This is a genomic window from Marinobacter sp. ATCH36 (assembly GCF_023555055.1).
GTDB lineage: Bacteria > Pseudomonadota > Gammaproteobacteria > Pseudomonadales > Oleiphilaceae > Marinobacter.
Genome location: NZ_JAMJPL010000001.1, coordinates 311,954 through 326,961 on the forward strand (window position 1 = coordinate 311,954; position 15,008 = coordinate 326,961).

A 15,008-nucleotide genomic window follows, 5' to 3' on the forward strand; every position below is an offset into this window, starting at 1 on the left:
TCCCTGCCCGGGCCACTACCTTTTTCAGGTGCCGCAGATTCCGGCTCAGCCTTCGGCCTCACCCTCTGCTTCACCCTCACCTTCGCCTTCTCCTTCACCCTCGGCTTCGCCCTTGGCCTCTCCCTCGGCTTCTCCTTTAGCCTCGCCTTCTGCTTCCGCTTCTGCCTCACCAGCTGCAAGCATCATGTACTCGCTTTCTGCGGTTACCTCTGCCGCACTGGCCGTACCGAACGCTGAAGCACCCACTACAATGGCCAGCATCGGCCCGGTGTAGGTGATGCCCCTGGCGAGCTTTCTCAGCAACTGTCTTTTCTGAGTATCTCTGGACATGATTTTCCTCTCCTATCCATTTCTCTGGTTAACTCCGGGCATGCATGCCCGGACCTTCAGGCTACTGCCCGAATGCTCTGTCTGCCTCTGGCCGGCCCACACCTGACAACTGCGCCACAACGCCATCAAGGTTATCTGCGTCGACCAGGTATCGATCTGCTGTCTCAAGCCATTCGGCAAGCCGCGAAAATCCGGCTGTATCCAAAGGGCGCCCGTCAGGGCCACAGCAGCCGGGGATGAGATAGCGCATGGCTTCACTCACCGACACAGCACAAAGAGGCGCCTTCTGTTGCGCAGATAACTGGCCGGGTATAAGCACGGTATTGACCCGGTACGCCTGCCCGACCATTCCCTGGGATGCAGGGTGCAGCATGACCTCATGACCATCCTTGGCGGAATGCACGGGAAAACTGCCCGGGGGTGCAAGATTGACGGCCCTGGCGTGGGGCACCTGCGCAGGCAGGCCAAGTGAAAACAGGGCTGTGTCCGGCTCCGCCGGAATCCTCAGAGCCCGGCCAAAATTCGCGCCCATGTGACTGGCCAACGCCAGCGCCGGCGCATCACCAAGTCCGGGATCGCTGTTGGCTACCAGCACGGCGCTCTCCGGATCGTCCGACCGGGCAACAAGACCGGCGTCAATGATGATGTCGCCTTCGTCTGCCGCGTGGCCGGTCAGGCAACCCACAACCGCCGGTGCCAGCCGGGAAAGGGCGAGCCGTGATTGCACTACCTTGCCGTCCAGGATCAGGGTGTAGCCTGGGATGTCACGTACGATCTCAAGCCTTGAACGAGTACCTGGCCGGCTTTTCGACTCAAGGGGAAGTAATAACGCTCCAATCCGGCTCACTACCGCCGGGCTGTCGGTAAACAGCTCTACATGGAACCCGCCGCATTCGAGAACGCATGAATAGGGCTCGGATACCTGCGGGAGCGGAATATTCCGTGTAGAGGAACGCTCCGTGGCAGGGGTGTCACCGGCGCTCGCCTGGACCAGAAAACCGTTGTTGGCCCACTCCGCCAGCGAATTCCAGACATCACGACGAATGGTCCAGGTGTCGGGCTCTGCAGAAGCGTTCTGCCTGGCTGACTGTGTCAGGGCATCGGCGATGTCGTCCGGCGCAATGCCGTCCGTGGCCATCAGCCAGATCAGAGAGGCGATTTCGTTCAGAACGCTGAGATGGCCCAGCCGGGTATCATAGACATACACCCGATCATCACTGATCATATCCTCGGCACACCGGCGCTGCAGGGTTGGCTGGGATAAATCGTCGCCTGCAAGGGCCTTGGCTACAACCCAGTCTTCCAGGCGGGGCAGCGTATAAAAGGGAAGATAGGCAGCGGGGTTTTCCGAGGGCAACAGCCGTTTGAAGTTACCCGCCCGGGCCAGCTCGTTCTCCGTTTCCAGGATTAACTGCTGCTCCGGAGATGCACCAGGGACGGGTTCAGGCTTGCCATTGAGCCCCACCAGGCTCACCAGGTCCGCCACCAGCGTGCCCTTGACACCCTCTTCGATATCACCGCCGCTTTCCGGGCCGGCACAGACGTCCAGGGACGGGCTCAGATTGCATTCCAGAACCCAGGGTTTGAGCTTGTCGTCGACCAGGCAGTCGATCCCTAGCAGCTCATAACAACCGCGAGTGTCAGCCCCTATGGCTCTGGCGCGCTCCCGCATGGATTCAACTGCAGACAGGCAGGTCAGGGCAACTATATCCTCAACCCTGTCGAACAGAGCGCCATCATCGTGCCCCTGTTCCCTCAGCCAGGCCCGGTAGCGGTCCAGATCCACAAACTCCACAGGTACATCGGCATCGAGATTCAGCGCGTTCACATCCGGGTTGGTGAGGTAACTGTAGGGGTTGTCTGCATTTTCTTCGTCGTAAGGGGCAGAGGCGAGCTTGGCAAAGCCCTGGCGATACAGATACACCCGCAGAGGTTCGACCGATGTGACCGCCACGTACAACCGCAGAACGTACTTGCGCCCGTGCATGGTATGAGGGTTCTCAATGTACTCCTGCACCATCCAGGACGAATCCATCGGCACATTGGCAGGGTCTTTCACCAACTGGATGCCCTTGCCACGGGCTGCATTCTTGGGCTTCAGGATCCAGCGTTTGGAAGGTTCATCCAGTGCTTCCTGCTGGAAGGCATGATAGTCCCCGGGCATGGAGTAAACTCGCGGGAAGAATTTCAGGCGGTCACCGAGACCAGTGTATCCGTTATCCTGAAGACTCACCCGATCACGAAGCGTCAAAAGGCTCTGGTAGAGCCGGCTTTTGACCGTCAGGGCATTATTGCCCGGAATATGGTTTATCCTGCGATCGGGCCCGATGTGCCTGAAAAATTCCGGATCAGGCATACCCGTATACCAGCACGCATCCCACGCGTCCGGGCTGTCGCCCTTCTGCCAACGGTCTTTATCCAGTGATTCTTCGAAAAAGCGGTCTTGCTCGTAGCTGCGGTTGCCGCCCACCCAGTAGTGTCGAGTCATGTCGAACTGTTCTCCCTTGCGCCCTGAACCTGTCTTTATTCTCTGTTGCACATCCGCATGGACACACCAGATCAGCGGGTGTTACAGAACTAAGGCAATTAGTTACCACTAACAGGCAAGACACACGGAACCCGGAGTTGTTACAAATGGGAGATATGGCGGAGTAATTATAATGGGGTGGTTCTGATGAGGTAATGGATCCGCCAGCTCAGGGGCCTGGCTGGCGGCTTCGAGCACCTGGCGTCAGCGACGCCCGCGCAGCTTGCTCAACACACCCTGAACCCAGTCCCTGGCTTCATCCAGCGTGTGATTGTCTTCGACAAGCCCACGAAGAGCTTGAACCTGCTGCTCGAACAGTCCTGGCCGGCTCAGCTCCTCAGCGTTTTCATCGGGGCCCAGCGGCAGGATATGCTCGAAATAGGTGCCACCGAGAACGCGACGCAGAAAACCTTCGCCCAGAAACGCTTCGTCGCTGTTCAGGGTGCGGGTTGCCCTCAGCAGTCGGCGGATATCGTACTGGCCCGGGTAAATGTCGGGCACCTGCTTGTTGATGCCAAGCAGGCTGTAGACCCCGACCCGGGCTGTGCGCACCGAGCTTTCCAGGGTGAACACCACATCGTTGTGGGTTTCCACAAATTGCCCCATTAACGCCAGGTTGGTACAACCTTCAGGCACTACCCACGGCCGGTCTCCTTTGGCGCGGGGCATGAATTGCGCCGTGATGTAGGGCATCAATGCAACTCGGGTTTTGGTGGCGGCAATCACCTCATCGACCTGATCAATCAGACCCAGGTGAAAACACATTTCCGTCAGCACCTCCCTGCCGGTGCATTCGGGCATGGTTTTTTTCACGTAGTCACCGGGCTTGTCCATCAACAACGCGTAGGTCCAGAGCACAAGCACGTCATCAGGCTGGTTGGGGAAGTGGGGCTGGCGGTTGCAGGTGAAGCTCATCAGCCAGGCTGAATCGGTAAAGGTGATAATCCCACCGGTTGCCGTGAAACCGGAATAGGGGTCGTTGACCGACAGCTCTTTAAGTTTGTCCATCAGGGGGGAGGGCTTACAGGTCAGAGTGACGGACTCCCAGGTTGACCCGGCTATGTTGCCGCAGAACTTCTCGGGCCGGCCAAACACTTCCGATTGCTGCGACAGGTTTTTCCAAAGCTGCCAGCCTGAACCGGGGCCTGCCTCTTCGTTTTCTTTCAGTTTCGGCGCCGTATCGTCATCGCCGTAGGCAGTGTCTTCGGTCATCGAGCCGGTGGTGACAAACACCAGATCGCGCCCGCCGATGTTAATGGTTTTGTCACCCCTGCTGCTATCGCACTGGATCGCCGTGACAGTTCTGGCGGTATCAGAGGTCCCCATCTCCAGGTTCTCGACAGTGGTATCGTACTGAATGTTAACGCCCTGATCCTTCAACCAGTCCATCAATGGACGCACAAAGGCGTCGTATTGATTGTATTTGGGGAAAACGAGCGACGTCATGTCGTTAAGTCCGTCCATCAGGTGCAGGAAACGATGCATATAGAGTTTCATTTCAAGCACGGAATGCCAGTTCTGGAAGGCGAACATAGTGCGCCAGAAGGTGTAGAAGTTGCTGGTCAGAAACCCTTCGCTGAACCACTCTTCTACCGTGATGTCGTCCAAGTCCTCTTTGCGTGCGAGCAAAAGCCTGACCACTTCCAGTTGCTGCCGTTTGGTCAGCCCCATGGTCGAAAAGTCCTTGATCTGGCCCTGCTTCTCGAGCAGACGTGCCTTGGACCAGTTCTTGTCGGCATCGTTTACGATCCGGTATTCATCCAGCACGGTGAAGGGCTCTGGCAGCTCCAGGGCCGGTATCTCCGAGAACACATCCCAGAAATTCTGATAGGTCATCTCCATTTCCCGACCACCGCGCACGATATAACCATCTTCGGCGTTGCCGGCACCATCAAGGGAGCCACCTTCGATTTCCTGCTCTTCCAGGAAGGTGATATTGCCCGCTGGCATGTGCCCGTCGCGGATCAGAAAGAAAGCGGCGGACAGACCGGCGATACCGCTTCCCACAATCCAGGCACGCCGGTCAGCGACGCCTTCGGTGGGAAGCGGGCGATTATTGACATAAGCACCGTGCAGATCCGCTGGTGGAAGCGGCGTATCGGTCCCGTTGTGCAGATGCTGTGAGGAGGCATCCGGAGTTACACCGACGCCCTGCGCCTCTAGTGCGTCGACATGGGCTTGTAGTTTTGAAGATGGTATTTTGGGGATATCTGAACTGGCCATTCCAGGATCTCCTTTCCTGAGAGACGAATATTCGTCCTAGTATGGCCTCATGAGCTCGGGTTACGCGTGACACACATCAATCTGGCCTGCTGGAAATCATGCTCGATACTTCTATGGAGGCCCTGATTGCGATCGGTGCCTTGGCAAAAGAAGCCGCCACCCATCCGCTATTACCAGCGGCGGCGACTGCTACCGCTTCCGCAGAAACCTTTGGGCGGTATCCGGCGCTACGATGACAACGACGTGGCCGAGCACAAACTGACCGATGTGCGGGGCAGGATCGCCGAAGCGCGGCATGGGAGTCATTATGGGGGGTGGGCTACGGTTGCTTCCTCGCCCGGACCCTGGCGGCCCAGATTCCCGGGTAGCAGAACAAACTCACAAATACCGGCTCGACCAAGCCACCAGCATTTCCGCCACATATTCAGCATCTATTGACTTGGAAAGCAGGTGATCGGCGTTATCCAGGGAGATAAAAATTTCGGGTGCCTGGCAGCCTGAAAGATGGTGGCCGCTTCACTTATATCCACGATCTGATCCACCGGGGAATGGAAAATGACCAGTGCCTTGCGCAGGTTGCCGATATGATCCGGGGTATTCCATTGCTCCAGATCCGCCAGCATCTGCTGCTTTACGCGGAACTTCCGCCCGGCAAGGGTTACCTCGGCTTCGCCCGCATCCTGGATCTCGTCGGCCTTGTCATCAAACAGGTGCCGCACGTGCTGGGCCGTGGCCGGTGCGCCAATGGTGGCAACCGCTTCAACCGATGCCATGCTTGACGAGAGCCCGCGCGATGCGGGACGCGGCGGCAATGTCCTTGCCACAGGTAAAACAATGGGCCAACAGAGCCATGGCACGAGGCTTGCCTTCGCGTGGCAACTCCAGCAAGCCGGCAAGATTATGGCCCTGGATGTTTGCAAACTCGACTCTGGATCTTGTCATGGCATTTCCCTGTTAAATAAGTGATCTGAACTTTTTGAATTTACATCGCTATAAACACCCACACGACCAATCCGTTACAACCGGATTTTCCTGTACAAATGCCATCGCGCTATAGCGCTCTGTAACAAAGGCCTCCCAAGTGTGTCCCTTTGTCCACACAGACAACAAACGATCAGCGCTGGAAAACAGGATTCGCCCCATGGTCTTCCGTCAAACTTTCATATTATCGAGTCTGGCGTTGAGCGCCGTACTGATTATCGCCGGTATCATCTGGCCCGGTTCTAACTGGATCTGGTTGATCGTCGGGCCCTTGATTATCCTTGGGGTTCATGATCTTATCCAGAACAAGCACACATTACTCAAGATCTATCCGATCATTGGTCATTTCCGTTACCTGTTCGAATCGGTTCGGCGGGAGCTGCAACAATACTTCGTGGAATCCGATCTCGATGGTGCTCCGGTCAACCGGGAGTTCCGCAGTCTTGTCTATCAACGAGCCAAAAAAGATAACGATACCCGCGCCTTTGGCACCATCTTCGATGTCTACCGCGACGGTTATGAATGGGTGAACCACTCCATGGCTCCCAGGGCGTGCCGTCCGGTTGATTTGCGGGTCACCTTTGGTGGGCCGGGATGTACCAGACCCTACGAGGCCTCCCCGCTGAATATCTCCGCCATGAGTTACGGCGCCCTGAACCGCAATGCCGTGATGGCCCTTAACCGCGGCGCAAAACTCGGAAATTTTGCCCATAACACCGGCGAAGGTGGGATCAGCGAGTGGCACCTTGAATACGGTGGTGACCTGATCTGGCAAATCGGAACCGGCTATTTCGGTTGCCGCACGCCGGAGGGCGTTTTCGACCCGGGTCTGTTTGCAGAGCAGGCTGGCCGGGATGTGGTCAAGATGATCGAAATCAAACTGTCCCAGGGTGCCAAGCCCGGGCATGGCGGCATGCTGCCAGCCGCCAAGCTTACCGAAGAAATTGCCCGAATCCGCATGGTACCCATGGGGGAGGACGTTTTATCACCACCCGGGCACTCGGCCTTCTCGAGCCCCGCTGGGCTGCTGCAATTTGTCGCCGAACTTCGAACACTGTCGGGGGGCAAACCGGTGGGATTCAAGTTGTGCCCCGGCAACCGACGGGAATTCCTGGGTGTCTGCAAGGCCATGGTGGAAACCGGCCTACTGCCGGATTTCATTACCGTGGATGGTGGTGAAGGCGGCACCGGGGCCGCGCCGGTAGAACTGACCAACTCGGTGGGCATGCCGCTGCGGGACGGCCTGCATTTTGTACACAATGCGCTGCGGGGCATCGGCGTTCGCGACAGGGTCAGAATAATTGCCTCCGGCAAGGCCTTTTCGGCATTTCACATGCTCCGAATGATGGTTCTGGGGGCGGATACCGTGAACTCAGCCCGCGGCATGATGCTGGCGCTGGGCTGCATCCAGTCCCGCAGCTGCAACACAGACAAGTGCCCCACCGGCATCACCACCCAGAACCCCGCCCGCTACAAACAGCTGGATGTTACCGACAAGGGCGTGCGGGTTGCGAACTATCATCATTCCTCTATGGAATCCCTGGCGGAACTGCTCAGCATTCTGGGTAAGGATCGATTGGAGGATCTGGAACCTGCGGATATTCAGCGGCGAGTCAGTCAGGGCAGTGTCCTGAACTATGCCCAGCTTTATTCCTGTATCGATGAGGGGTGTCTTTTGCATACGGACTGCGCCCCAGACTCCTGGGCCAGTGACTGGCACCAGGCAACCGCGTACAGTTGGCGCTAAAAACGTGGTTTACCAATTTCGAATTCTGAGGCTGACCAACAAGGATTTCCAATGACGAGCATTGTACCCAACGACCGGAAACCCGCAATGATCGCCGCCCTTGCCGGCGGTTGGGTCGCCGACGCTGCAAGCCTGGGCCTGCACTGGCTCTATGACAGCCCGCGCATTCTGGAAGTAGGCGGCCAGTCACCGGAGTTCCTGATTCCGAAAGTCGAGTATTACAAAGGTGGATTCGGGTACTTTGCGCACGAAGGCAAACAGTCTGGTGATATCAGCCACTATGGCGCAGCTACTGGCGTACTGGCCGACAGTCTGCTGGCCTGTGAAGGCACCCTGGATATCCGCGATTATCAGCGGTGTTTTCGCGCTTTCTTTGGCCCAGGTGGTCAATGGCAGGGTTACATTGATAACCCGACCCGTCTCACTCTTGCCAATCTGCACAGTATTGAGCAGAACGCGATTGAAGAGGCTCAAACGACCACTACAACCGAACTGACCGATAAGCAGAAACGCATCCTGGTCCAGAAAGTTCTGCCTTATACCCGGCGTCTGAGTGGCGACCAACTGGCCGAACCGGTCACCCGGGCCATCAGCCTTACCTATCAAGAGCCGGAGATACAGCGAGCAGGCGTTCACCTGGCAGAAACCATTGATCGTCAGTTACTACTGGAAAGTGGCGCCGATGACATGCAGCTCCCGGCAGTCTCTAAACTGCCGCCGCTGGTGGCCGCCTACTGTGGTAGCGAAACCCTGATGGAAGTCACGGAAGCGGCTGTCCGGGTGACTAATCACAATGATGAAGCCGTGGCATGGGCCCGCTGTGCTGCCCGGCTTCTGGATCACCTGTTCCGGGGCGAGCCCATGTCAGCAGCCCTGGACGCTGCCATCCCCGAAGCACCCGATTCGAGAAATCTCAACAAAGCCCGGCTCGGTGCCGGTCTGGATGCGCCAGGCGCTGGCGACACCTTTGGCCGTACCTGCTACCTCCACGAGGCCATGCCAGTGATTTTTCATATCCTGAGCCATGCCAGAAGCTTTACCGAAGCCGTTCGCGCCAATATACGGTGCGGGGGCGATTCCTGTGGCCGTGCCTGGATCATCGGCCCAGCCATGGCGGCTGTTTACGGCGTTGGCGGGGAGTACGGCATCCCCCTGAGCTGGCTGGCCCGGGTTACGGGTGCGCCCGCTATCCTCGCGGATATTGAATCACTGGTGAATCGCACATGGGCACCGAAGGAGCAGAACCGTGAACAATCCGGTTGCCCGGCACATTGAAAATGGCCTTTGGGGCGCGGGTCTGGTACGGTTTTTTACACTGAAAAGTATCTGCGCCGCTGGTTCGAGCGATACAGCCAAGGCATTGCGCCAGTAAACGGTGCCGAACGCCAGCGCCGTTACCAGTTTTCCCCGAACGGACGTATATCCAACTCGAATGTCCAGGCGGACGGGTCCTGCTGGCAGAGGTTCCAGACCGCATCTGCCACAGCGGCCGGTTTCACGAAGAAATCGTCGGGTTTGTCCGCCAGCCACTCGCGGGTGCGGGGTAGGTCCACCACGCCATCGATGACAACATTGGCGACATGGATTTTTTCCGGGCCAAGCTGACGCGCCAGAGACTGGGCGAGACTGCGCTGGGCGGCTTTTGCGGAAGCGAAGGGCGCAGTGTTGGCTCGCCCCCGGGTGGCGGCGGATGCGCTGGTCACCACGATGCGGGCGGTGTCATGCTGTCGCAGTTGTGGCAGCGCCGCTTTGGTGGCCGCCACCAATCCCTGCACATTGATGCGCCAGTTGGCCTCAAAGTCCTCCAGGCTGGCGTCTTCCACGTTCTTGAAGACACCACCGCCGGCGTTATAGAGCATCACCGATACCGGTCCAAGCTTGCTCTCGATTGACGACAGCACCGCAGTGATCTGTTCTGGCTCCATCATGTCACAGGCAAAGGCATGGGCACCGGCAACCGATTGCTCCAGCTGGTTCAGGTAATCTTCGCTGCGAGCCAGCATGGCCACCTGAAAGCCCTCGTCGCAGAATCGTCGTACGAAGGCCTCGCCATTGCCTGGCCCCACACCCATAACAACGCATACCTTGTTCATAAAAAGTCTCTCCCGCCGGTCGCACCGGCCAGTTTGTCGGAATCTGATCAGTCCCGTGTCGACGGACAAGGTGCCCCACAGGGCGCACAGGTCGTTTCATCCCGCTGATTCAATGCGGTCTCCACGTTACCGTGCCCGGAATTGAACGCAAAGGTGGGACTGCGCAGGTGGTCCGCCATAATCAGCACGAGAATAATCCCCAATATCACCAGAATACGGGTGCGGCTGTAGGCTCGCTCCATTGAATCCTTCCCCATCAGTTTGGCAGCCGAAACCAGGGCCGCAAGCGGATGCCGATCAGTGAACCCACGAAGGCGCAGGCGAACCATACCCAGGCGTGCAGGCTGGCAGAAGCAATGCCGGAAAACAGCGCTCCGATGTTGCAACCAAAGCCCAGCCTTGCACCGTATCCCAGCAGCAGGCCACCGACTACGGCAGCCAGGAACTGACGGCCCTCCGGCCGATTGCGGCTGGCTTCGTTGAAACGGTTGGCCAGCCCTGCCGCTAGCATGGCACCGAGCAGAAGCCCGAAGTTCATTACCGAGGGGATGTTGGTGAGCACTGAATCCTTCAGAGCCATGGCCGGGTAGTCCCAGGTCCAGAATTCAAACTGGGACATGTTCACGCCCACCACTTCCAGCGCTTTGGCACCCCAGACATTAAACGCAAAAGTAATGCTCCATGGCGCGCCGCCGATGGCCAGGGTAAGGGCGTTACCGGCGGCCAGAATCAGGATGGCCCAGGTGAAGGGCCAGCGGCCACTCAGCAGCGTCCTGAAAACACCATGCGCCTGACCTTTCCAGAGCAGTTCGCCCTTTTCAACATTGCCATGGGCATTTCGCTCAATGCGGTTGACCCACCAGGCAATCAGCCCCAGGCCGACAAACTGAACCAGAATGGCCCCGCTGACGCCGAAGGTGTTCACCAGCGGCACCGGATCAAACCCCGGCTGATCCAGCCACCAGGGCAAATGGATGGATCCAAGCACCGCGCCGGCAATGAAAAACACCAGCGTCACCGCCATACGGATATTGCCGGCGCCCAGGGTAAACAGGGTGCCGGAGCCACATCCGCCACCCAGTTGCATGCCCAGTCCAAAGAGGAACGAGCCCACGACCAGGGATGTCCCCACCGGTGCAACCGCTCCCACCAGGCCGGCCTGGCCGCTGTGGAGCATTGGCACCATGATCAGCGACGTTACCCCGAACAGCAGTAACTGGGCACGCATACCGGCACCCCTCTTTTTAACAACCAGATTCCGCCAGCCAGCGGTAAAACCGAACGCACCGTGATACAGCGCCATGCCAAGTACAGTGCCGATCACAAACAGCGCCACCATGAAAGGGGCGGTTTCCAGCCAGATAAGCCCGCCCAGGAGGGCAAGGCCCACCAGGGCGGTTGATACAATAAATCGATCCACTTGCCAGCCGGGCTGCTGGAGCCCGGGCCGAAAGACTGCGGAATCAGCCATCACGTGCTCACTCGCTATCAGTTAAACAGGTCCAGAAGTTTGGCAAGGCCTTTCTTCGCGACCTGCAGGGGGCGGTCGCTGTCCTGGGACCACTCCGCCATGGAACCATCGTAAAGCGCAACTTCTTCAAACCCGGCCAGCTCGCTCAATACAAACCAGTCTGTAGCCGCCCAGTGGCCGGTATTGCAGAAGGCGATCGTGCGGGTTCCGGGGTTCAGTTCGGCCTGGTTTACCCGCGCGGTGATGCTGTCCTGATTGAGATACCAGGCCTGGTCACGTTCACCCAGAAAATCCAGATGAGGCAGGCTTCGCGCATCCGGAATCGTGCCCGGCGCCCTGGCTGCGGGAGACTGATTTTCACCCCGGAAATAATCCGATGGGCGTGCATCCACCAACTGGGCCTGGGTGCCACGTGCCGCTTCGACTTCCTCCAGGGAAGCGATCAGGTGCTGCTGAAGACTGCCCTCGAATTCGGTAACAGCACGCTGATCGTCTTCACCACTGGAAATCTCATGCCCACCGGCCGTCCAGCCGGCAAAGCCGCCATTGAGAATGGTGACGTCATCATGGCCAAGTACGCGAAAGGTCCAGTAAACCCTGGCCGCGCTGCCAAAATCCGTAGCGCCGGTACCCGCCGGTACGACGACCACGGTATCGTCATTGCCGATCCCCAGCCCGCCAATCAGGCGCTCCAGGCTGGCTACTGGCGGCAGAAGCCCGGCGACACCGTCGCGGGTCTCGCGCCAGCCATCCCCAGTGTAGCTACTGTATATGGCCCCGGGGATATGGGCTTCCTGGAAACTGCTGCGATCACCGCCATTATCGATAGCGGAACGTACATCCAGTACCACCAGATCATCCCGGCCAAGATTGGCATTCAACCAACCGGCATCCACTAGAGGCGGTGTTGTGTCACCTTCAGCCAATGCCAGCGAACTGGCAAAGACCAGAACAATGGCCAGTAAACGACTCATGACACTTCTCCTGTGCAATTCATTTTTGAACGATCATTATGAAACCAATAGAACAGAATGCATAGCCGTGTTTTTATGCTGTTTTCTTATATATAAATCTCTGATTTTTCCTACAAATCCCGATGAAACCCTGTAACGGCGGGCGTCAATCGGGTGTCTATAACTCGTAAGCGCGGCATAACCGATTCCCGGAATGCCCCGCATGTCCCCATGAAAACGAGGTAAATACTATGAAAAAGCTGACCCTGATATTCGCTGCCATGGCACTGTCATTCTCCGCCAGCACCGCACTGGCCATGAATGGCCAGGCCGACCGTATCAACGAAGCGCGAAGCTATCCGGATAAAACCGTGGAGAAGGTTACGGAGGTAAAAGCACCTGCGAAATGATCAGAACACTAAGAAGCCGCTGTTCCGGAGAATAGCGGCTTTTTTGTGGGTAATATTAATGGGTAGGGGTTAACGGAATTCTGAAAAATTAGCCGGCCTGTTCAGGTCCCAGTCGTAATCAATGAACTTCATCGTCGAGGTATCAGCAACTCGCCCTGCTATGGACGAATCCGCCCATTTCTTGATGAATGCCTTTCCCGAACCGGCGGCCTCTTCGAAATCCTCTTCATACCATTTGAACAATTCGGTCACGTAGAGCGTATCGCCTTCCACCTTCAGGTGGCGATCTGTGTTGAAGGCCCGTCGTGTATTCTCGGCCAGCAAGTCTTCAAGGTTATCAGCGTCATAGACAACATCCCGCAGCGGTGGACAGCCAACCGATGCACAATTCACAGCAAAGTGAATCCGGGCGTCTTTCCAGCCTTTATCCGCGTAATCACTGCCCAGCAGGATTTCCTTTTCCATCTGACTGAGGCTGTAGTCCTGCCCGCCGATATCGAATTTCTTCCGTTCAAAAACGCTGTCAACGAACGGATTGATACGGCCACCGTAATCCCATACGGATGACACCAGTTCGCCACCTGGTCGTTCAGTCAGAATCTGGTCGAGCATGAAGAAGTTGTAGGCGTTGATCCAGAAGGCAACGGATTCCGCCTGTCCTTGCAGATTCGAGGGGTCAAACGCCTTCAGAGTTTCTCGCTGCTCTTTCAGAGTCTGATCCAGGCTATCTCCGGCCAGCGCAGAGCGATAGTCAAAGGCGGAAAGCAGCGCGTTTCCCGGCAGTGATTTTTCAATCAGGTGCTGATCAAGAAGTTTCTGGAAGTGCTGGAAATTATCGCTATTGGCATCAGAGAGAGCCCTGCCCGGAAGCAGTGCCAGCAACACAATCAAGGACAAAAATGTATAACCTCGCATCATTCCTCTCCAGTCGGTCGATTTGATAAGGGTTTAGTGATCGGCTCTTCAGACCAACTCAAAAGGGTTCTGTTACAGGAAAAATTCATTGCAGCATTTCCAGGAAGAAAAGGATAAGCAGGGAAAAGCGAGCCTGATCATATCCTACAGCCCTCCTGTAACGCTTTCCGGATTTGGGTGTCCATGTTGTGAACACCATCCTGTGAGTTTATGCCGAACGGCGAAGTCAGTGGATGGAACTCAGCAAAAACGGAGGATACAACCATGAAAATTCTGGCCTTAGTAGGTGCCCTGTTCGCCTTCACCATTGGTGTAACCGCACACGCCGAGGGCGTGAGCGCTGAAGACATAAAATGCGGAAATAATCCGAGTTGTGTCCACAGCCTGGAGAAAGGCAACAGAGGGTCAACTGGCTAACCGGTTAACCTGCTCCACAAACCCGGCCGGTACGATATCCAGTACTGGCCGGTAGCTTAGCAATGCGCCGGGACGGGCTGCATTCGCTGAACTCCATTGATCCGTCATCCATCGAACGTATCGAAGTTATCCGGGGCTCAAACGGTGTTTATGGTTTCGGCGGTACCGGCGGCATTATCAACATCATCACCCGCAAGAACGAAAAAGGCGCGCCACTGTTCCGTACCGAACTGAACCAACGAATACTTGAGGTTCAGGCCTGTCCAAAATCCTCAGGATTGCCTATAGAGGTTCATCCAACGGGCCAGCCGTGAGTGCGGTTTTCGGCTCAGATACCAGGGAAGAATACTCATCATCACCAATACCACTACTGCTGCAGAAACAGTCAATGCCGGATTCAGCTCAAAGGTGTTTCCGAGCCCGGCAAAGACAAACGTCATCGGCAACATGCCCAACAGGGATGCCACCGCAAACCGCCAGCCATGAATGGCGGTCACGCCAGCGGCGTAACTGATCAGGGCAAAGGAAAACAGGGGAATCAGGCGGGTCAGGAAAACCATCCAGAACAACAGCCGCTGAGAGCCGTCGGAGGCAAAAACCGGGTTTGTGGAAAGTTTCTGCTTCAGGGCTTCGCGGCCGAGTATCCGGGCGATGAAGAATGCAATCATGGCACCCGCCAGAGCGCCCATCGCAGCCAGTGCTGTACCCGCAAAGATGCCGAAGGCAAGGCCGGATGCGGCACTGACAGGCAGGGTGGGTATAGGCCCTACAACCACTGCCAGCACCATCATCAGGAACAGAAACATCGGCCCCCAGGCACCCTGCCCGTTCATCCAGGCTGACAGGGCATCCGGCGACAGGCTCGCCGGCATGCCCAACTGCCTCAGAACCAGCCACAGTACTGCCATCAGCAAAGCAACTGCGGCAACCATGCCGATCCT

At 57.2% G+C, this 15,008-nt stretch carries 16 protein-coding genes; 5 read left to right on the forward strand and 11 right to left on the reverse strand.

Features of this window, described 5'->3' with window-relative positions; genetic code table 11:
- Positions 1-45: 45 nt before the first annotated feature.
- The 3 genes from M8010_RS01355 to M8010_RS01365 form a co-directional block, all read right to left on the reverse strand.
- Positions 46-330 carry a hypothetical protein gene (locus M8010_RS01355; RefSeq protein WP_250087076.1) on the reverse strand — a complete coding sequence of 95 codons (285 nt, stop codon included), beginning with the start codon at positions 328-330 and terminating at the stop codon, positions 46-48.
- A 61-nt stretch (positions 331-391) separates the two neighbouring features.
- Positions 392-2,818, reverse strand: coding sequence for an amylase (locus M8010_RS01360; RefSeq protein ID WP_250087077.1), 2,427 nt, complete (start codon positions 2,816-2,818; stop codon positions 392-394).
- 243 nt (positions 2,819-3,061) lie between these two features.
- Positions 3,062-5,080: an oleate hydratase gene (locus M8010_RS01365; RefSeq protein WP_250087079.1), complete on the reverse strand. Its 2,019-nt coding sequence runs from the start codon at positions 5,078-5,080 to the stop codon at positions 3,062-3,064.
- A 98-nt stretch (positions 5,081-5,178) separates the two neighbouring features.
- On the opposite strand from M8010_RS01365, the gene M8010_RS01370 reads away from it, so the two are divergent.
- Positions 5,179-5,316 carry a hypothetical protein gene (locus M8010_RS01370; protein WP_250087080.1) on the forward strand — a complete coding sequence of 46 codons (138 nt, stop codon included), beginning with the start codon at positions 5,179-5,181 and terminating at the stop codon, positions 5,314-5,316.
- A gap of 195 nt (positions 5,317-5,511) precedes the next feature.
- Here the strand turns inward: M8010_RS01370 and M8010_RS01375 are convergent, their stop codons facing one another.
- Both M8010_RS01375 and M8010_RS01380 read right to left on the reverse strand, forming a co-directional pair.
- On the reverse strand, positions 5,512-5,853 hold the full coding sequence (locus M8010_RS01375; protein ID WP_250087082.1) for a hypothetical protein: 342 nt from the start codon (positions 5,851-5,853) through the stop codon (positions 5,512-5,514).
- Positions 5,840-6,022 (reverse strand): hypothetical protein, encoded by a 183-nt coding sequence (locus tag M8010_RS01380; protein WP_250087084.1) that lies wholly within the window; start codon positions 6,020-6,022, stop codon positions 5,840-5,842. The genes M8010_RS01375 and M8010_RS01380 overlap by 14 nt, the downstream gene beginning before the upstream one ends.
- A gap of 199 nt (positions 6,023-6,221) precedes the next feature.
- Between M8010_RS01380 and M8010_RS01385 the strand changes: the two genes are divergently transcribed.
- A complete protein-coding gene (locus tag M8010_RS01385; RefSeq protein ID WP_250087086.1) occupies positions 6,222-7,808 on the forward strand; it encodes an FMN-binding glutamate synthase family protein in 1,587 nt (528 codons plus the stop codon).
- Positions 7,809-7,859: 51 nt separating this feature from the next.
- The gene (locus M8010_RS01390; protein ID WP_250087088.1) at positions 7,860-9,083 is read left to right on the forward strand and encodes an ADP-ribosylglycohydrolase family protein; all 1,224 of its coding nucleotides are present in this window, start codon (positions 7,860-7,862) and stop codon (positions 9,081-9,083) included.
- 119 nt (positions 9,084-9,202) lie between these two features.
- Here the strand turns inward: M8010_RS01390 and M8010_RS01395 are convergent, their stop codons facing one another.
- Genes M8010_RS01395 through M8010_RS01410 form a run of 4 tightly spaced genes read right to left on the reverse strand, consistent with a single transcriptional unit; the run spans position 9,203 to position 12,346 of the window.
- Positions 9,203-9,901 (reverse strand): SDR family NAD(P)-dependent oxidoreductase, encoded by a 699-nt coding sequence (locus tag M8010_RS01395; RefSeq protein ID WP_250087090.1) that lies wholly within the window; start codon positions 9,899-9,901, stop codon positions 9,203-9,205.
- 47 nt (positions 9,902-9,948) lie between these two features.
- The gene (locus M8010_RS01400) at positions 9,949-10,143 is read right to left on the reverse strand and encodes a hypothetical protein (protein WP_250087092.1); all 195 of its coding nucleotides are present in this window, start codon (positions 10,141-10,143) and stop codon (positions 9,949-9,951) included.
- A gap of 14 nt (positions 10,144-10,157) precedes the next feature.
- On the reverse strand, positions 10,158-11,372 hold the full coding sequence (locus M8010_RS01405) for a YeeE/YedE family protein (protein ID WP_250087094.1): 1,215 nt from the start codon (positions 11,370-11,372) through the stop codon (positions 10,158-10,160).
- Positions 11,373-11,389: 17 nt separating this feature from the next.
- Positions 11,390-12,346, reverse strand: a complete 957-nt coding sequence (locus M8010_RS01410) for a sulfurtransferase (protein ID WP_250087096.1) — start codon at positions 12,344-12,346, stop codon at positions 11,390-11,392.
- A gap of 230 nt (positions 12,347-12,576) precedes the next feature.
- Here M8010_RS01410 and M8010_RS01415 point away from each other — a divergent pair, with 230 nt between their 5' ends.
- Complete coding sequence (locus tag M8010_RS01415) at positions 12,577-12,735, forward strand: hypothetical protein (RefSeq protein WP_250087098.1); 159 nt, start codon at positions 12,577-12,579, stop codon at positions 12,733-12,735.
- Between the two features lie 69 nt (positions 12,736-12,804).
- On the opposite strand, the gene M8010_RS01420 is transcribed toward M8010_RS01415, so the two are convergent.
- Positions 12,805-13,632, reverse strand: a complete 828-nt coding sequence (locus tag M8010_RS01420; RefSeq protein ID WP_250087100.1) for a DUF547 domain-containing protein — start codon at positions 13,630-13,632, stop codon at positions 12,805-12,807.
- 497 nt (positions 13,633-14,129) lie between these two features.
- On the opposite strand from M8010_RS01420, the gene M8010_RS20075 reads away from it, so the two are divergent.
- The gene (locus tag M8010_RS20075; RefSeq protein ID WP_502846187.1) at positions 14,130-14,381 is read left to right on the forward strand and encodes a TonB-dependent receptor plug domain-containing protein; all 252 of its coding nucleotides are present in this window, start codon (positions 14,130-14,132) and stop codon (positions 14,379-14,381) included.
- On the opposite strand, the gene M8010_RS01430 is transcribed toward M8010_RS20075, so the two are convergent.
- Positions 14,340-14,999, reverse strand: coding sequence for a TVP38/TMEM64 family protein (locus tag M8010_RS01430; protein ID WP_250090077.1), 660 nt, complete (start codon positions 14,997-14,999; stop codon positions 14,340-14,342). The two genes, M8010_RS20075 and M8010_RS01430, sit on opposite strands and share 42 nt — an antisense overlap.
- Between the last annotated feature and the right edge of the window lie 9 nt (positions 15,000-15,008).